The 19,236-nt window shown below is 42.0% G+C and carries 14 protein-coding genes, 2 rRNA genes and 1 riboswitch; all 16 genes read right to left on the minus strand.

Annotated features, from left to right (window positions below):
- Positions 1 to 27: 27 nt before the first annotated feature.
- The 16 genes from purD to QUF91_RS24805 all read right to left on the minus strand — a co-directional run bounded on the left by purD (position 28) and on the right by QUF91_RS24805 (position 19,205).
- On the minus strand, positions 28 to 1,284 hold the full coding sequence (gene purD, locus QUF91_RS24730; protein ID WP_285397056.1) for a phosphoribosylamine--glycine ligase: 1,257 nt from the start codon (positions 1,282 to 1,284) through the stop codon (positions 28 to 30).
- Positions 1,285 to 1,359: 75 nt separating this feature from the next.
- Positions 1,360 to 2,886: a bifunctional phosphoribosylaminoimidazolecarboxamide formyltransferase/IMP cyclohydrolase gene (gene purH / locus QUF91_RS24735; protein ID WP_285397057.1), complete on the minus strand. Its 1,527-nt coding sequence runs from the start codon at positions 2,884 to 2,886 to the stop codon at positions 1,360 to 1,362.
- 12 nt (positions 2,887 to 2,898) lie between these two features.
- Complete coding sequence (locus QUF91_RS24740; RefSeq protein WP_289419709.1) at positions 2,899 to 3,102, minus strand: hypothetical protein; 204 nt, start codon at positions 3,100 to 3,102, stop codon at positions 2,899 to 2,901.
- Positions 3,103 to 3,281: 179 nt separating this feature from the next.
- Complete coding sequence (gene purN, locus QUF91_RS24745) at positions 3,282 to 3,851, minus strand: phosphoribosylglycinamide formyltransferase (RefSeq protein ID WP_285397060.1); 570 nt, start codon at positions 3,849 to 3,851, stop codon at positions 3,282 to 3,284.
- Positions 3,851 to 4,906 carry a phosphoribosylformylglycinamidine cyclo-ligase gene (gene purM, locus QUF91_RS24750; protein ID WP_285397061.1) on the minus strand — a complete coding sequence of 352 codons (1,056 nt, stop codon included), beginning with the start codon at positions 4,904 to 4,906 and terminating at the stop codon, positions 3,851 to 3,853. Before purM ends, purN begins: the two co-directional genes overlap by 1 nt.
- A gap of 52 nt (positions 4,907 to 4,958) precedes the next feature.
- Complete coding sequence (purF, locus tag QUF91_RS24755; RefSeq protein ID WP_285397062.1) at positions 4,959 to 6,383, minus strand: amidophosphoribosyltransferase; 1,425 nt, start codon at positions 6,381 to 6,383, stop codon at positions 4,959 to 4,961.
- Positions 6,359 to 8,593: a phosphoribosylformylglycinamidine synthase subunit PurL gene (gene purL / locus QUF91_RS24760; protein WP_285397063.1), complete on the minus strand. Its 2,235-nt coding sequence runs from the start codon at positions 8,591 to 8,593 to the stop codon at positions 6,359 to 6,361. The genes purF and purL overlap by 25 nt, the downstream gene beginning before the upstream one ends.
- Positions 8,580 to 9,263 (minus strand): phosphoribosylformylglycinamidine synthase subunit PurQ, encoded by a 684-nt coding sequence (gene purQ / locus QUF91_RS24765; protein ID WP_285397064.1) that lies wholly within the window; start codon positions 9,261 to 9,263, stop codon positions 8,580 to 8,582. The genes purL and purQ overlap by 14 nt, the downstream gene beginning before the upstream one ends.
- Positions 9,264 to 9,265: 2 nt before the next feature.
- The gene (gene purS, locus QUF91_RS24770; protein ID WP_053482994.1) at positions 9,266 to 9,514 is read right to left on the minus strand and encodes a phosphoribosylformylglycinamidine synthase subunit PurS; all 249 of its coding nucleotides are present in this window, start codon (positions 9,512 to 9,514) and stop codon (positions 9,266 to 9,268) included.
- A 2-nt stretch (positions 9,515 to 9,516) separates the two neighbouring features.
- Positions 9,517 to 10,227 carry a phosphoribosylaminoimidazolesuccinocarboxamide synthase gene (purC, locus tag QUF91_RS24775; RefSeq protein ID WP_289419710.1) on the minus strand — a complete coding sequence of 237 codons (711 nt, stop codon included), beginning with the start codon at positions 10,225 to 10,227 and terminating at the stop codon, positions 9,517 to 9,519.
- Between the two features lie 118 nt (positions 10,228 to 10,345).
- Positions 10,346 to 11,641, minus strand: a complete 1,296-nt coding sequence (gene purB, locus QUF91_RS24780; protein ID WP_285397066.1) for an adenylosuccinate lyase — start codon at positions 11,639 to 11,641, stop codon at positions 10,346 to 10,348.
- Between the two features lie 13 nt (positions 11,642 to 11,654).
- Positions 11,655 to 12,779: a 5-(carboxyamino)imidazole ribonucleotide synthase gene (gene purK / locus QUF91_RS24785; RefSeq protein ID WP_285397067.1), complete on the minus strand. Its 1,125-nt coding sequence runs from the start codon at positions 12,777 to 12,779 to the stop codon at positions 11,655 to 11,657.
- On the minus strand, positions 12,776 to 13,264 hold the full coding sequence (gene purE / locus QUF91_RS24790; protein ID WP_285397068.1) for a 5-(carboxyamino)imidazole ribonucleotide mutase: 489 nt from the start codon (positions 13,262 to 13,264) through the stop codon (positions 12,776 to 12,778). The genes purK and purE overlap by 4 nt, the downstream gene beginning before the upstream one ends.
- 201 nt (positions 13,265 to 13,465) lie before the next feature.
- A riboswitch (purine riboswitch) is annotated at positions 13,466 to 13,564 on the minus strand.
- Positions 13,565 to 13,657: 93 nt separating this feature from the next.
- Complete coding sequence (locus QUF91_RS24795) at positions 13,658 to 13,852, minus strand: NETI motif-containing protein (RefSeq protein WP_289419711.1); 195 nt, start codon at positions 13,850 to 13,852, stop codon at positions 13,658 to 13,660.
- Between the two features lie 2,124 nt (positions 13,853 to 15,976).
- A 5S ribosomal RNA gene (rrf, locus tag QUF91_RS24800) occupies positions 15,977 to 16,092 on the minus strand.
- A gap of 185 nt (positions 16,093 to 16,277) precedes the next feature.
- Positions 16,278 to 19,205 (minus strand): 23S ribosomal RNA (locus QUF91_RS24805).
- Positions 19,206 to 19,236 lie beyond the last annotated feature (31 nt).

The following is a 19,236-nucleotide window of genomic DNA, read 5'->3' on the forward strand; positions in this document are numbered from 1 at the left end:
CTTATATTTCCGAAGTCGACACGTCTACTACTTAAACGTACGCCAGCCAATATCTTTACGGTAGAAGAAATTGTTCCAATCTTCAGTTGCAATACCTGCGTATACTTTTTCTTGCGCTTCCTTTAAAGTTGAGGCTTTTGCTCCAACTAATAATACTCGACCGCCATTACCGACAAAATTTCCATCAACAAGTTTTGTACCTGCATGGAATACTGCATGTGAAGCTGATAGAGCCTCTAAGTTAGGTAATGTATTGCCTTTTTCAACGTCCCCTGGATAGCCTTCTGCAGCAATAACTACTCCAAGCATTGCTTCTTCAGACCATTGCAGATCAAATGGCTTTTCATCCATTAATGCCATCATAAATTCACCAAAGTCAGATGCCATACGTGGTAAAACTACTTGTGTTTCTGGATCTCCAAAGCGTGCATTAAACTCAATCACCTTTGGGCCATTTTTCGTTAAAATCAATCCTGCATATAGTATCCCTGTAAACGATACATCATCTGCCTCCATACCTTTCACGGTTGGTTCAACAATCGTCTTATACGCAACATCTACTACTTCTTGTGAGATTTGAGGTACCGGTGAATAAGCTCCCATACCACCTGTGTTTGGACCTTTATCACCATCATAAGCACGTTTATGGTCTTGAGCAATCACCATTGGATAAATCTGACCTTTATGGACAAATGACATAAAGGAGAATTCTTCCCCGTCCAAAAATTCTTCAATGACAACACGAGAAGAGGACTCACCAAAACGTTGGTTACCAATCATATCCTCTACAGCTTCAATTGCTTCATCTTCCGTCATTGCTACAACTACACCTTTACCAGCTGCCAAACCGTCTGCCTTGATAACGATCGGTGCACCTTGCTCTTTAATATAGGCTATAGCCTTATCTGCTTCAGTGAACGTTTCATGGGCTGCTGTTGGGATATGATATTTATTCATAATATCCTTAGCGTATGATTTACTGCTTTCGATTTGTGCTGCTGCCTTTGTTGGACCAAATACTCGTAAGCCACGACTATTAAAGAAATCCACGATTCCTTCAGCAAGTGGTTGCTCTGGCCCAACAAAAGTTAAATCTACTGCATTTTCTTTCGCAAATTGTGCTAGACCTGCAAAATCCATTGTATCAATAGCAACGATTTCTGCATCGCCTCTCATACCATCATTACCAGGCGCTACAAATACTTTATCGACAGATGGTGAAATACTAAATTGTTTGGCGATAGCATGCTCACGACCGCCGCTTCCAATTACTAATACGTTCATTTTAGGGAATCCTCCTATTTGTAAGTAAGACCGAGATGAACCAACATCTCGGTCTTAGTGTTTAACATGTTCTAATTAGTGTTTGAAATGACGTACGCCAGTGAATACCATTGCAATACCGTACTCATTTGCTTTATCGATTGAATCCTGATCTTTAATAGAGCCGCCTGGTTGAATAATTGCTGTAATGCCTGCCGCTGCCGCTGCTTCTACTGTATCGCTCATAGGGAAGAATGCATCTGATGCAAGTGCTGCACCTTTAGCTTTTTCACCCGCTTGCTCAAACGCAATTTTAGCCGCTCCAACTCGGTTCATTTGACCAGCACCAACACCTAAAGTCATTTGAGAATCTGTCACAACGATTGCATTAGATTTAACGTGCTTCACAACTGCCCAGCCAAGTTGTAATGCTTCCCATTCTTGTGCTGTCGGTTCACGGTCTGTCACTACTTTAATATCTGCATTGGCAAATCCGTAGCGATCTGGTTCTTGTACAAGAAGACCACCCTCTACTGAAACAACATTAAATTGATCTTGTTTCGCTTGCTCAAAAGGAATTGTTAATAAGCGAATATTTTTCTTCTTCATTAAAATATCAAGTGCTTCCTGAGAGAAGGATGTTGCAATAATAATTTCTAAAAAGATATGGCTTAATTTTTCAGCAGTTGCTGCATCTACTTCCATATTTAAAGCAATAATGCCACCGAAAATAGACGTTGGATCTGCTTCGTATGCTTTATCAAACGCTTCTTCTAATGTTGTACCTGTACCAACACCACAAGGGTTCATATGCTTTACAGCTACTGCTGCAGGCATTTCAAACTCTTTTACAATTTGCAATGCTGCATTCCCGTCTTGAATATTGTTGTATGATAACTCTTTACCATGTAGTTGCGTTGCATAAGCTAATGAGAATTCAGAGCCAAGACGTTTTTGATAGAAAGCGGCTTTTTGATGAGGATTTTCTCCATAGCGTAAGTTCTGTTTTAATTCATATGTCATCGTTAAGCTCTCAGGGAACTCTTCTTCTGTTAAGTAGTTTGATATATATGAATCATACGCAGCTGTGTGACGGAAAACTTTTGCAGCTAGCTTACGACGTGTTTCAATTGTCGTTGTACCATTAGCTTTAAGTTCCTCTAATACGTTCGCATAGTCATTGCTATCCACAATTACCGTTACATATTGATGGTTTTTTGCTGCAGAACGTAACATTGTTGGACCACCGATATCAATATTTTCAATCGCATCATCCCACGTTACATTAGGCTTTGAAATTGTTTCAACGAACGGGTAAAGATTGACACAAACAATCTCAATTGGCTCAATTCCATGCTCATTCATTTGTGCTTGATGAGACGCATCGTCAAACTTTCCTAATAGTCCACCGTGAATCATTGGATTTAACGTTTTTACACGACCATCTAAAATTTCAGGGAATTTAGTTACTTCATCGACTGCTGTTACGGCAACATTATTGTCTTGTAACATTTTTTTCGTACCACCAGTTGATAAAATTTCATAACCTAATGCTACTAATTCTCTTGCAAATTCTAAAATACCATCTTTATTGGAAACACTGATTAATGCACGTTTTGTCACAACGAAATCCTCCTAATTTTTAGAATCATCACCATAACGTGTAGTTGATTTCCGTTCCGTCTGGGCGCTTTGTAGCTGACGCTTTGCTTTCGCTACAGAAAACATTTGCCGCTGACGCTTCGCTTTCGCGCAGAGCAGAGCTTCCTGGGGGCGTCCGTTGAGCCGCTTCACTCGCTTTGCTCGCTCCAGGGTCTCATCTGTGACGCTGATCCCCAAGGAGTCGCCCAGCCTCCACTCCAATCAACTTATTTACATAGTAGACGTTTTAACAAAAGTCATCCACATCTTTTGGTGATGAACCAATTTTATCGTGTTAGCCACGAATATGTCTTACTATTATTGGTCGGGCAGAGTTAGGTTTTGATTAGGCAATACCTAACTCTCTGATCAATCTATTACTTTAATAGTTGCTCTAAAGCTTTTGTATAGAGTACATGCTCTTCCCTATGAACTGCCGCTTCTGTCGCCTCACGATCACCATCAACAACAGACACTGCTGCTTGAGCAATAATAGGGCCTGTGTCCATACCTTCATCTACAAAATGCACAGTTACACCTGTTACCTTGACGCCATGTTCCATCGCTTGACCAATGGCGTCCTTACCAGGGAAAGCTGGTAATAATGAAGGATGAATATTCACAATGCGCTGTGGATATGCCGTTAGTAATACTTCACTAATTAATCGCATATAACCTGCAAGCACAATCCATTCCACATTACATTCATGAAGAGCCTCGATAATAGCAGTCTCATAATCTGCTTTTGAAGCAAACTCTTTTGGACTTAAAGCTAGCACTGGAATATTAAAGTTTTCAGCACGTGTAACTACAAATGCGCCAGGCTTATCTGTCACAACAAGTTCAACCTTTGCATTAAGTTCGCCACGTTCAATAGCCTCTTGAATGGCCTGAAAATTACTACCGCTGCCTGAAGCAAAAACGGCAATTTTAGTTGGTGCAGTCATTACACTAAGCTCCCATCATGTGAGCCATTGAATACAACACCATCGCCTTTCACAACGCGACCGATTTTATATGCTTTTTCACCATTTGCTTCTACTGTAGCAAGTACTTTATCTACTTCAGCTGCAGGTACAGCTAAAACAAAGCCAATGCCCATGTTAAAGACATTATATAAATCCTTGTCCTCTAACTGTCCTTTTTCTTTTAAAAACTCAAAAATACGTAAGACAGGCCAAGATCCTAAGTCAATCTCTGTCGCTAAACCTTCTGGCATCATACGTGGTAGGTTTTCATAAAAACCACCGCCCGTTACATGTGCACAGCCATGAACATCCGCTGCCTTTAAAGCTGCCAGCACAGGTTTCGCATATAGTTTTGTTGGCACTAACAAGGCTTCCCCGATAGGACCAAGATCCTCGTAGCCTTCAACAATCGCATCAACAGCGTAATGATTATCAGCAAAGACAATTTTTCGTACTAATGAGTAACCGTTTGAATGCACACCACTTGAAGCAATACCAACAAGCACGTCACCTTCTACTATTTTCTCACCTGTTACGATTGCTGATTTTTCACAAGCTCCTACTGCAAAACCAGCTAAATCATATTCATCCTCTTCGTAAAGACCAGGCATCTCTGCAGTTTCACCACCGATTAATGCCGCACCAGATTGCACACAGCCATCCGCAACGCCTTTAACAATTTGTTCAATTTTCGCTGGCTCTGCCTTTCCAAGAGCTACATAGTCTAAAAAGTAAAGGGGTTCAGCACCTTGCGCTACAATATCATTGACACACATCGCTACACAGTCCACACCAATCGTGTCATGCTTGTCCACCATAAATGCTAGCTTTAGCTTTGTCCCAACACCATCTGTACCTGAAATAAGAACAGGTTCCTTAAGATTTAGTTCTGACAAGTCAAACATACCACCAAAGCCACCAAACGTGCCCATCACACCTAGACGGTTTGTACGTTCAACGTGAGACTTCATTCGTTTTACGGCTTCATAGCCCGCTTCAATATTTACACCTGCTTGTTCATATGCTTTTGACACGCAGAGTTCCTCCTTATCATCCAAATCGCCTTGGCATAGTTAGATGTTTTTCTTAACGTAATAGTTCTTTTTCATGTGGTAAGATTGTATCTGGGAAAATTTCCGTTGGATATTTGCCTGTAAAACAAGCTAGGCATAGTCCACGGTTTTCATCTTCATATGGTCTTGCAATCGTTTCTACCATGCCTTCAACTGAAAGGAATGTTAATGAATCGGCTCCTATAGCGTCACGGATTTCCTCTACATTGTGGCTTGATGCAATCAGTTCCTCATGCGTCGAAGTATCGATGCCATAATAGCAAGGATCTGTCATTGGTGGTGAGGAAATCACAACATGTACTTCTGCCGCACCAGCATCTTTTAACATTTTTACAATACGTCGTGAAGTTGTACCGCGAACAATTGAATCGTCCACCATCACTACTCGTTTCCCTTTGACGACTTGAACAACTGGAGAAAGCTTCATTTTCACACCGCGTTCACGTAATTCCTGTGTTGGTTGGATAAACGTACGACCTACATAACGATTTTTAATAAGACCAAGCTCATATGGAATACCGCTTTCCTCTGCAAAGCCGATTGCTGCAGAGATACTTGAATCAGGTACACCTGTTACAACATCCGCTTCAATGTGTGCACATTCACGAGCAAGCTGTTTTCCCATACGTTTACGTGCCATATGGACGTTAATACCATCAATATCAGAATCAGGACGTGCTAAATACACGTACTCCATCGCGCACATTGCACGTTTATTCATATCTGCAAAACGATCAGATTTGACACCCTCGTCATTAATAATTAATAACTCACCTGGTTCAACAGAGCGAACAAATTCTGCACCTATTAAATCGAATGCACAAGTTTCAGAGGCCACAACCCAGCCATCTCCTAGCTTTCCAAGAGATAAGGGACGTAAACCATGTGGATCACGTGCAACAAGCATTTCATCTTTAGTCATAATTAAGACCGAATACGCCCCCTTTAATAATGAAAGGGCATTTTTCACCTTTGCACGGAATGGTGAATGCGAGCTTTTCTTAATAAGATGCGCTAGCACTTCTGTATCGGAGCTAGAATGAAAAATACTACCTTGACGCTCTAAATACTGTTTTAAGTGCGTTGCATTGACTAAGTTACCGTTATGAGCAATTGAAAGGCTACCAGTTGAGGAGTGGAATAGTAACGGCTGTACATTTTCAATACCGCCTCCACCTGCAGTCGTATAACGAACGTGAGCAATTGCTGCTTTTCCATTAACTGCCTTTAATTTCTCTTCGTTGAAAACATCGTTCACTAATCCTTCGCCTTTCACCGCGCGAAGATGCTGACCGTCAGAAACGACGATCCCTGCGCCTTCTTGGCCACGGTGTTGAAGAGCATGAAGCCCGTAATAACTAAGGTGCGCTGGATTTGAGTTGCCCCAAATACCAAACACCCCACATTCTTCGTTTAAGCCTCTGAGTTCAGCAAGCATGGGATTGCTCCTTTCCAATTAGAACGGAATTCCTCCACTGTACCTTCTACAAGCACACCGTTGTCACCGTTGATTTTAACAAGCGCATCGTTTGTTACGACACCGATTTTCTGTGCATCTTTTACAATTTCTACAAACGCAGCAGCATTTTCTTCTTTCACTGATACAACGAAACGAGATTGTGTTTCACTGAATAATGCCGTTGTCGCAGAGCCCGCTAATGTAATCTCAACACCTAAGCCATTGGCGCCAAATGTTGTTTCAGCAAGCGCTACTGCAAGACCACCTTCTGCTACATCATGTGCAGATTGTACGATTCCTGTTTTAATCGCTTTAAGCAATGCTTGTTGACGTGCAGCTTCAACTTCTAAGTCAATAGCTGGTGCTTTCCCTGAAATAACCCCATTATTCACTAGTTTTTGAAGCTCAGAACCGCCAAATTCAGTTTTTGTATCGCCGATCACAAATACTACATCGCCAGCAGCTTTTACTTCTTGAGTTGTCACATGTGCTAAATCTTCAATTAGTCCAACCATACCGATTGTTGGTGTTGGGTAAACAGCTTCACCAGAACGTTCGTTATAAAGAGATACGTTACCACCGATTACAGGTGCATTCAGTGCCGTACAAGCTGCTGAAATACCATCAGCTGATTTTTCAATTTGCCAGAAGATTTCTGGTTTCTCAGGATTACCGAAGTTTAAGCAGTCAGTAATCGCTAATGGTGTACCACCAGTTGCTACAATATTACGAGCAGCCTCTGCTACCGCAATGGCACCGCCTACCTCTGGATCTAGGAAAATATAACGAGAATTACAGTCTGTAGTCATCGCTAAACCTTTGTTTGTACCACGAACGCGGATAACTGCTGCATCAGAGCCTGGTGCAACGACTGTTGATGTACGTACTTGATAATCATATTGATCGTAAACCCACTCTTTAGAAGCGATTGTTGGTGCTTTTAAAAGTGCGTTTAATGTTTCTTTGTAATCTGTTACAGCTGGTTCAGCGTTTTCTATCGCCTGGAACTCACCATAGTAAGCAGGCTCTGCAGATGGCTTATGATAAACTGGTGCATCTTCTGCAAGTGCATCAGCAGGTACTTCCGCTACAACTTCACCATTGTGTAATAAGCGAAGCATTTTATCATCTGTCACTCGACCAATTGCCACAGCATCTAAATCATATTTATCAAAAATCGCTTTAATTTCATCTTCGCGACCTTTTTTCACAACAAGTAGCATACGCTCCTGAGATTCAGATAGCATCATTTCATATGCAGTCATGCCTGTCTCACGTTGTGGTACTAAATCTAAGTTCATTTCTACACCAGAGCCAGCCTTAGAAGCCATTTCTGCAGATGAAGAAGTTAGACCAGCAGCACCCATATCTTGAATACCCACTAGAGCATCTGATTTTACTACTTCTAAACACGCTTCAAGTAAAAGTTTCTCCATAAACGGATCCCCTACTTGTACTGCAGGACGTTGGTTCTCTGATTCTTCTGTTAACTCCTCAGATGCGAATGTTGCTCCGTGGATACCATCACGACCTGTTTTTGCGCCGACATACATGACTGTATTTCCTACGCCAGCCGCGATTCCACGTTGAATATCTTTATGGTCAATTAAACCTACACACATTGCATTAACAAGTGGATTGCCTTCATAGCAAGGATCAAATTGAATCTCGCCACCTACAGTAGGAATACCGATACAGTTACCGTAACCTGCGATACCAGCAACTACTTCTTCGAATAAATATTTACCACGCGCCGATTTTAATTCGCCAAAGCGTAGTGAGTTCAGCATCGCAATTGGACGTGCACCCATTGAGAAAACGTCACGGATTATACCACCAACACCCGTTGCAGCACCTTGATAAGGCTCAATTGCTGATGGGTGGTTATGTGATTCCATTTTAAATACAACCGCTTGTTCGTCACCAATATCTACGATACCAGCACCTTCACCTGGACCTTGTAAAACTTGAGGACCCTTTGTAGGGAATTTACGTAACACTGGTTTTGAATTTTTGTATGAGCAGTGCTCAGACCACATTACTGAGAAAAGACCTGTCTCTGTCCAATTTGGCAGACGTCCTAGAATACCTTCTACCATTGCAAATTCTTCGTCTGACATCCCCATACCAGCGTATAGCTTTTCATCTTTAATTTGCTGTGCTGTTGGCTCAAACTTAGTTGTTGACATGATTTTCCCTCCACTGCTTCACAATTGATTTAAATACCGCTAGACCGTCTGCTCCGCCCACTAGTGCATCAACAGCTCGCTCTGGGTGAGGCATCATCCCTAATACATTGCCGCGCTCGTTTACAATCCCCGCGATATCTTCTAAAGAACCGTTTGGATTTTCACCTGAGTACGTGAACACGATTTGATTGTTGTCTTTTAACTTTTGTAAAGTTTCCTCGTCACAGTAGTAGTTACCTTCACCATGTGCGATTGGAATATTGATAACTTGACCTTGCTCATATTGGTTAGTGAATAAGGTATTGTTGTTTTCAACCTTAAGCTGGATTGTACGGCACATGAATTTTAAATTTTTGTTGCGAAGTAATGCACCAGGTAATAAACCCGCTTCCGTTAAAATTTGGAATCCATTACATACCCCTAATACTGGCTTACCAGCATCCGCTGCTTTCTTGACCTCTGCCATAATATTAGATTGGTTTGCCATCGCACCACAGCGAAGATAATCCCCGTACGAGAAGCCTCCTGGAACTAAAATGCCATCAAAGCCACTTAAATCTGTTTCTGTATGCCATACATATTCTACTTCTTCACCTAGCTCGTCTTTAATCGCATGATACATATCGATATCACAGTTTGACCCAGGGAATACGAGTACTGCGAATTTCATGATTAGTTAGCCTCCTCGACTTCGTAACGGTAGTCTTCGATTACAACGTTAGTTAAAACCTTTTCACACATTTCTTTTACTAGAGTATCAATGTCACGTTCTGTATCTTTAATTGTTAGTTCAAGATATTTACCGATACGTAAATCTTCTACTTCAGCGTAACCCATCTTTACTAAAGAACCTTGTACGGCTGAACCTTGTGGATCAAGAATGCTCTCGCGTAATGTTACGTAAATTTTAACTTTTTTCATTGTTATTTGCCTCCGAGTCTAGAAAGTATAATAGTATAAACTTCAGTTAAATTACCAAGGTCTCTACGAAAGACGTCTTTGTCTAACTTTTGCTTTGTAGTAGCATCCCAAAGTCTGCAAGTATCTGGTGATATTTCATCTGCCAGTAGTACACTTCCGTCATTGTCACGTCCGAACTCTAATTTAAAGTCAATTAACGTAACATTGACATCTGCAAATATTGGCTGCAGAACTTTGTTAACAGCTAGTGCACCGTCATAAATGGCTGTCACTTCTTCAGGAGTTGCAAGATCAAGTACATCAATATGTTCCGTTGAAATGAGTGGATCACCAAGCTCGTCGTCTTTATAATAAAACTCAACGATTGGACGTTTTAATGGTGTACCTTCCTCTAAGCCAAGGCGTTTCGCTAAACTACCTGCTGCTATATTACGAACAACAACCTCAATCGGAATAATATCTACCTGTTTTACAAGCTGTTGTGTATCAGACAATTGTTTTACGAAATGTGACGCAATTCCGTAAGCTTGTAATTTTTCGAAAATTAATGAAGTAATGCGGTTATTTAATACGCCTTTTCCTTCAATTTCTTCTTTTTTCTCACCATTAAACGCTGTTGCACTATCCTTGTACTCAACGAGTAGAACATTTGGCTCCTCTGTTGTATACAATTTTTTTGCTTTACCTTCATACAAAAGTTGACCTTTAATCATTTCGTTCTTCCCCCTGATATTATGAATTACGCGCGTATTGTTCAGAATTGAATCGTTCGTATACGATTCAATTCTGTAACATCCGCTTGTGGCTTTAACATTTATTGCTCAATAAATATTAGTTAAGTCCAAGACGCTCAAAAATCATGTCTACATGCTGTAAATGGTAGTTGTAGTCAAAGCACTCATCTAGCTCTTCCTTCGTTAAATACGATGTGATTTTTTCACTCGCATCGACTAACGTACGGAACTGAACTTGCTCATCCCACGCCTGCATCGCTAGAGGTTGTACTGTATCATACGCCTCCTCACGCACTAATCCTTTATCGATAAGTGCTAATAAGATGCGTTGAGAATAAATTAGACCAAAAGTGCGACCCATATTACGTTTCATGTTTTCAGGGAATACTGTTAAGTTTTTCACAAGGTTACCGAAGCGATTTAACATATAGTTAAGTGTAATCGTTGCATCCGGTAAAATTACGCGCTCTGCAGATGAATGTGAAATATCACGCTCATGCCATAAAGCTACGTTTTCATAAGCTGTCACCATATAACCACGCATTAAACGTGACATACCAACCATATTTTCAGACCCGATTGGATTACGTTTATGCGGCATCGCTGACGAACCTTTTTGTCCTTTTGCAAAGGCTTCTTCAACTTCTCGCGTTTCAGATTTCTGCAAGCCGCGAATCTCTGTTGCAAATTTCTCTATTGATGTTGCGATTAATGCCAAAGCACCTAAATACTGCGCATGGCGATCACGTTGTAATGTTTGTGTTGAAATAGGTGATGCTGCAAGTCCTAATTGATCGCATACATATTGCTCAACTCGAGGATCGATATTGGCATATGTTCCAACTGCTCCAGACATTTTTCCTGTTTCAATTACTTTTGCTGCCGCTTCAAAGCGCTCAAGGTTACGCTTCATTTCTTCATACCATAAACCTAGTTTTAAACCGAAAGTCGTTGGCTCAGCATGAACACCATGTGTACGTCCCATCATGACTGTATGCTTATGCTCTTTCGCTTTCGCTGCTATAATATCAATGAAATTCACGATGTCTTTACGTAAAATATCATTCGCTTGTTTAATTAAGTAAGAAAGGGCTGTATCAACTACGTCCGTTGAAGTTAAACCGTAGTGCACCCATTTTCGCTCTTCACCAAGTGTTTCAGATACGGCACGAGTGAATGCTACAACATCATGACGAGTTTCTTGCTCAATCTCTAAAATACGATTTACATCAAATGAAGCATTTTCACGTATTTTAGCTACATCTTCTTTTGGAATGTCTCCTAATTCTGCCCAAGCTTCACATGCTAAAATTTCAACTTCTAGCCAAGCTTGATATTTATTTTGTTCTGTCCAAATTGCGCCCATTTCGGGTCTTGTGTAACGTTCAATCATTGCGTATCTCCTTCTATTCTGACCAAATGCCAGAACTCTCGATTTGTTGTAGTGTTTTCTCTAAGTCTTTTGTCATAATCGTTACGTGGCCCATCTTACGGTTCACCTTAGCTTCAGCTTTCCCATAAAGATGTATAGACCATTCAGGATATTTAGCAATTGAGTTACTAAGTGGCATTACATGCTGCCCTAAAACATTTACCATAATAGATGGTGCCCAAAGTTGTGGTTTACGTAGTGGCCAACCACAAATAGCGCGAATATGCTGATGGAACTGTGAAACATTACATGCTTCTATTGAATAGTGACCTGAATTATGAGGTCTTGGTGCTAATTCATTAATTACGATTCCACCATCTTCTAATACAAACATTTCTACAGCCAGTGTCCCTACTAAATGTAAGTAATCAGCAATCTTCAAGGCTTCTCGTTCTGCAGCCAGTGCTGTTTCCTCTTTTATACGGGCCGGCACGATCGTTTCGTGTAAAATATGATGAACATGAATATTTTCTCCAACTGGCTGACAATATGATTCACCATTACCGTTTCTTTGGACAATAACTGATACCTCTTTCGCGAAAGGTACAAATCCCTCAGCAATACATTGTGAATGAGAGAAAAGGTCTTTTGCTAACGGTAGGTCTTCTACAGATTTTAAAAGCTGCTGCCCTTTGCCATCGTAACCGCCTCTTGCTGTTTTGACTATACAAGGATAACCAATCTTATCGATATTGGCTACTAATTCCTCATATGTATTTGCAACAATATAAGGTGCTACTGGACAACCTGCGTTCACAATCGCTTCCTTCTCAGTCACACGGTTTTGAGTAATGCGTACTAACTCTGGACCCTGCGGAACGTAAGCAATTTGTGTTAAACGTTTTAAGCCTTCGTAATCGATATTTTCAAACTCATACGTTATAACGTCACTTACCTCAGCAAGCTCTTCTAAAGCTGCCTCATCATCATATGGTGCTACAATACGTATATCCGCAACCTGTCCACATGGTGAGTCCATTGATGGTTCAAGAACGGCAATTTTAAAGCCTACTTCTTTAGCAGCAAGTGCCATCATACGGCCAAGCTGTCCTCCTCCGATAATGCCTATCGTTTGCCCTGGATAAATAATCTTTGTCACACTAAGTCACCTGTGCTTTCCAATACTTGTTGCTTTGTGGCTTCACGTCTAGCATCTAGTTTATTAGCAAGCTCTACGTCTGTTGTTGATAAAATTTGCGCCGCTAGCAAGCCTGCATTAGTCGCTCCTGCTTTGCCAATCGCTACTGTTGCTACAGGTACACCGCCAGGCATTTGAACGATTGATAATAGCGAATCAAGACCGTTAAGAGCACGAGATTGTACGGGAACACCAATTACCGGTAACGTTGTTTTAGCTGCTACCATTCCAGGTAAATGCGCAGCTCCACCTGCACCCGCAATAATTACTTGAATACCTCGCTCACGTGCTAATTCTGCATACTCAAACATTAAATCAGGAGTACGATGTGCAGATACAACCTTTTTCTCGTACGGTACTTGTAATTCATCTAAAATATCACATGCATGTTTCATTGTTTCCCAGTCACTTGAACTACCCATAATGACACCGATTTTCGGATTCATGAATTGTCGCTCCTTTTAAACGATAGAAAAATGATCAAATATTGTGCAAGCCTTTATTCCTCATATAGCTTTACTTTTATAACAAAGAAAATCCTCAAATAAACTACTCCCTACCATACACGTGAAAGCAGTTTACTTGAGGACTTATTATGAAAAGAATATGCATATGTACATATCAGTACATATCCCTTCTCGTAACACGCCAAAAGTGCTTTCCCGCATAGTCCAGCATTTACGGTGCCGGGTAGAGACACTAGAGCCAATCCTCTAGCATATATGTGGGACTTATTTGTTTTTCCTTCTCACATTTTAACAAGTGATTTCACTATCGTCAATGCAAAAATGCGAACATTTTATTTTAGCTAATTATGAATGTTCGGATTTTAGTCAAATCTACTCAAAATCTTGATAGTCCATCGCTTTGAATTGTATTTTTTGGCGTAAATACGTTGGTTCTCCATCTACTAAGTGAAAAATAGGCTCTTCTTTTCTTCCCGCTGCCATATAACCATCTCGACGCATTCTTGCCAAACAATCTTCAATTGACTCGTTTTCTTCTACCTCATACCAAATTTGTTTTTTCCCCAAATCTTTCGCCCTTTCAATCTTGAATCCAATTATTTTTCCTCGTATGAGTTCCATTATACCTTGAGATTCTTCATTTAGTATGTATGATTTATTAATTCAAAGTAATTATACCTTTAAGTTTCTGATTGAGGATAAAGTAAAAGAACTGCAGGAATAAAATCTGCAGTTCTTTATTAAGGATTTTGAAATTCGAAAATTCCCAATCCATTATGTCTCGGCATAATTGCGTCAGATGTACATAGAATTCCATTTCCGAACCCATGACATCCGCCAGAGGTTTTAGGCCAACAAATGAGCATAGCGACAGCAACAAATGTTTTTTGTGCGAAAGCGTAGCGACAACAACAGGTGTTTTTTTGTGTGAAAGCGTAGCGACAGCAACAGGTGTTTTTTTGTGTGAAAGCGTAGCGACAGCAACAACACGATGTTGGTCACTCAGGCGTTTGAAGTTCTTAGCCTGAGTTCCTCTTTTCAGCGGATGTTTAGAGATCCGCTGAAAGAAGTTAAATAGGCACCTAGGAAAAGGCACAATAAAAAAGCATTGAGTACAATAAGAACCAAACGGATATCGCCTTTAATGCCAAAACTTGCGCTAATTATCCCCATTCCCCCTAATGCAAATGGTGTAAATATACTTATATCGTAAAGGAAATTAAAAAAACTACCATACCATTTTGTTGGATCATAGCCAAACATAAAAAATATAATCATGAAGGACAAGATAGATATAGCAGAAAAGATGTTACGCCTCATTTTAATTCCCCCACTAACAGACCACGATTTGTGTTAATTTTTCAACTTAAAATTCGCTAGTAATGCTCGTCCCACTTTTACTTTAAGCTATAATTTATCAGGCGTGTTGATTAGGAAAAAATAGGTTTATTATTGATCGATGAAAGGGTTATTCTTGTTGCTATTTAGTGTCGAGCCCCAAAACAGAATTGCTAAAGCTACTTTTGTTCGTTTTATAAGAATACTTTGAAGATTTATCGAAACAAAATCGCTCTTTATCGAAACTATTTGAGCTTTTATCGAAACAAAATCTCATTTTATCGAAACTATTTGGGCTTTTATCGAAAAACAAGCTCTTTCTATCAAAGAAATCAACCACATGTTATGATGAAGAGCATGTAGCGGAAAAATTAGGGTGGATAAAAATAGTTAATCAACACACCTGATAATTTATAATTCTATATTAAATGTTGAGGTGAGGTGAGCACAATGTGAAGCTTCCCAAAACGTTCTATCCGTCGATTTGATGTTTTAATCGGTCGATTCAATGGTTTTATCCGTCGTTTCGGCTCTTCTATCCGTCTGTTCGATAATTCTAACCGTCGCTTTTGTTTCTAATCGTTTCACCAGCAGTCTTCTAAGGCAGTTTTTTAACAGGAATGTAGAGGTATCAAAATCTATAAATTTTAGTTAGTATATCATTTCATAAAAAGACATTGAAGTACGTATAAATTTCTTATTACCAAATTACTAGTGGGGCAACTGAAACTACAAACAACGATTCCTAGTATAAAAAGGTACGACAGTAATCATTATTGCGGAAATCAGGGTAGGCTTTTTGTACATGCGACTCGCCTAGGAATTTAGAAAGTGTGGGCAAATGAGAAAATACATGGCGCTCAAAGGAGATCCACGTATCATGAATGAGGCAAATTAAGCAGATCTAGATGTCGAAATTGAGCTTTAACAACGAAATATCGGTTGCTAGACATCCCTGAAAAGTAATTTAGACCCGCATTCATCTCACCACCTATTGAGGTGCGAGACTTCTGTAACTGACGTTGTACTTACCTTACAAGAAATATCTGTAGCTGACGTTGCACTTACGATACAAAAATATTTGCTGAAATAAATTAAATGAGGCAAGAAAAAAGCATTCGTTGCCATATCGCTACGAATGCTTCTGAACATTTACATCAAGTTGTAAACCAAGGAACCGTAAAAGATTCACAATTAGCTAGTTAAGACCAAAAGTTTTATATAAAGGAAGTTACCTCATAATGAGGGCACTGCTTTCTTAAATTACTTATGCCTATCCAAAAATATTCAAGGCTATAATGCGTTATTTATTTTCACAGAAAAAAGCCACTGATTTCTCAGTGGCTTTTGTGTGCCTAGCGACGTCCTACTCTCACAGGGGGAAGCCCCCAACTACCATCGGCGCTAAAGAGCTTAACTTCCGTGTTCGGTATGGGAACGGGTGTGACCTCTTTGCCATCATCACTAGACTATTTTCGGCTTTCAATATACATCGTATTTCTTCGTCAGCTTCTGTCGTTCAGTCAGTCACGTACTTGAGTACGCTCCTTTCCTCTCTCCATCTCTTCCTCGAACTACTCGTATCTTGAAACCCTTGATGAAAGAATTGTTCTTTCAAAACTGGATAAACGGTGCATTGAATGTTTCAAACATTGTGGTTAAGTCCTCGATCGATTAGTATTCGTCAGCTCCATGTGTCACCACACTTCCACCTCGAACCTATCTACCTCATCGTCTTTGAGGGATCTTACTTACTTGCGTAATGGGAAATCTCATCTTGAGGGGGGCTTCATGCTTAGATGCTTTCAGCACTTATCCCGTCCACACATAGCTACCCAGCGATGCCTTTGGCAAGACAACTGGTACACCAGCGGTGTGTCCATCCCGGTCCTCTCGTACTAAGGACAGCTCCTCTCAAATTTCCTACGCCCACGACGGATAGGGACCGAACTGTCTCACGACGTTCTGAACCCAGCTCGCGTACCGCTTTAATGGGCGAACAGCCCAACCCTTGGGACCGACTACAGCCCCAGGATGCGATGAGCCGACATCGAGGTGCCAAACCTCCCCGTCGATGTGGACTCTTGGGGGAGATAAGCCTGTTATCCCCGGGGTAGCTTTTATCCGTTGAGCGATGGCCCTTCCATGCGGAACCACCGGATCACTAAGCCCGTCTTTCGACCCTGCTCGACTTGTAGGTCTCGCAGTCAAGCTCCCTTGTGCCTTTACACTCTACGAATGATTTCCAACCATTCTGAGGGAACCTTTGGGCGCCTCCGTTACCTTTTAGGAGGCGACCGCCCCAGTCAAACTGTCCGCCTGACACTGTCTCCTACCCCGCTAAGGGGCATGGGTTAGAATTTCAATACAACCAGGGTAGTATCCCACCGACGCCTCCTTCGAAGCTGGCGCTCCGAGATCTCTGGCTCCTACCTATCCTGTACAAGTTGTACCAAAATTCAATATCAGGCTACAGTAAAGCTCCACGGGGTCTTTCCGTCCTGTCGCGGGTAACCTGCATCTTCACAGGTACTATAATTTCACCGAGTCTCTCGTTGAGACAGTGCCCAGATCGTTACGCCTTTCGTGCGGGTCGGAACTTACCCGACAAGGAATTTCGCTACCTTAGGACCGTTATAGTTACGGCCGCCGTTTACTGGGGCTTCAATTCGCAGCTTCGCTTGCGCTAACCACTCCTCTTAACCTTCCAGCACCGGGCAGGCGTCAGCCCCTATACGTCACCTTACGGTTTTGCAGAGACCTGTGTTTTTGCTAAACAGTCGCCTGGGCCTATTCACTGCGGCTCTCATGCGCTTGCACGCTCAAGAGCACCCCTTCTCCCGAAGTTACGGGGTCATTTTGCCGAGTTCCTTAACGAGAGTTCTCTCGCACACCTTAGGATTCTCTCCTCGACTACCTGTGTCGGTTTGCGGTACGGGCACCTCTCACCTCGATAGAGGCTTTTCTTGGCAGTGTGAAATCAGGAACTTCGTCCATACGGACTCGCCATCACAGCTCAACGTTACAGTGTGCGGATTTGCCTACACACACGCCTTACTGCTTGGACGCGCACAACCAACGGCGCGCTTACCCTATCCTACTGCGTCCCCCCATTTCTCAAACGGTGAGGAGGTGGTACAGGAATATCAACCTGTTGTCCATCGCCTACGCCTATCGGCCTCGGCTTAGGTCCCGACTAACCCTGAGCGGACGAGCCTTCCTCAGGAAACCTTAGTCATACGGTGGACGGGATTCTCACCCGTCTTTCGCTACTCATACCGGCATTCTCACTTCTAAGCGCTCCACCAGTCCTTCCGATCTGACTTCAACGCACTTAGAACGCTCTCCTACCACTGACATCATAGATGTCAATCCACAGCTTCGGTGAATCGTTTAGCCCCGATACATTTTCGGCGCAGCGTCACTCGACCAGTGAGCTATTACGCACTCTTTAAATGATGGCTGCTTCTAAGCCAACATCCTGGTTGTCTGTGCAACGCCACATCCTTTTCCACTTAACGATTACTTTGGGACCTTAGCTGGTGGTCTGGGCTGTTTCCCTTTTGACTACGGATCTTATCACTCGCAGTCTGACTCCCGTGTATAAATATCTGGCATTCGGAGTTTGTCTGAATTCGGTAAACCGGGATGGCCCCCTAGTCCAAACAGTGCTCTACCTCCAGTATTCTCATCACGAGGCTAGCCCTAAAGCTATTTCGGAGAGAACCAGCTATCTCCAAGTTCGATTGGAATTTCTCCGCTACCCACACCTCATCCCCGCACTTTTCAACGTGCGTGGGTTCGGGCCTCCAGTAAGTGTTACCTCACCTTCACCCTGGACATGGGTAGATCACCTGGTTTCGGGTCTACGACCACGTACTAATTCGCCCTATTCAGACTCGCTTTCGCTGCGGCTCCGCCTTCTAAAGCTTAACCTCGCACGTAATCGTAACTCGCCGGTTCATTCTACAAAAGGCACGCTATCACCCATTAACGGGCTCTAACTACTTGTAGGCACACGGTTTCAGGATCTCTTTCACTCCCCTTCCGGGGTGCTTTTCACCTTTCCCTCACGGTACTGGTTCACTATCGGTCACTAGGTAGTATTTAGCCTTGGGAGATGGTCCTCCCGGATTCCGACGGAATTTCACGTGTTCCGCCGTACTCAGGATCCACTCAGGAGAGAACGAACTTTCGACTACAGGGCTTTTACCTGCTCTGGCGGACCTTTCCAAGTCGCTTCATCTAACTCGCTCTTTTGTAACTCCGTATAGAGTGTCCTACAACCCCAAGAGGCAAGCCTCTTGGTTTGGGCTCTTCCCGTTTCGCTCGCCGCTACTCAGGGAATCGATTTTTCTTTCTCTTCCTCCAGGTACTTAGATGTTTCAGTTCCCTGGGTCTGCCTTCAAGACGCTATGAATTCACGTCAAGATACTACGCGATTAAACGTAGTGGGTTCCCCCATTCGGAAATCTCCGGATCAAAGCTCACTTACAGCTCCCCGAAGCATATCGGTGTTAGTGCCGTCCTTCTTCGGCTCCTAGTGCCAAGGCATTCGCCGTGCGCCCTTAATAACTTAACCAAGTTATTAAGCCTATAAAAAAACTTAAAAA

Source organism: Lysinibacillus sp. G4S2, assembly GCF_030348505.1.
Classification (GTDB): domain Bacteria; phylum Bacillota; class Bacilli; order Bacillales_A; family Planococcaceae; genus Lysinibacillus.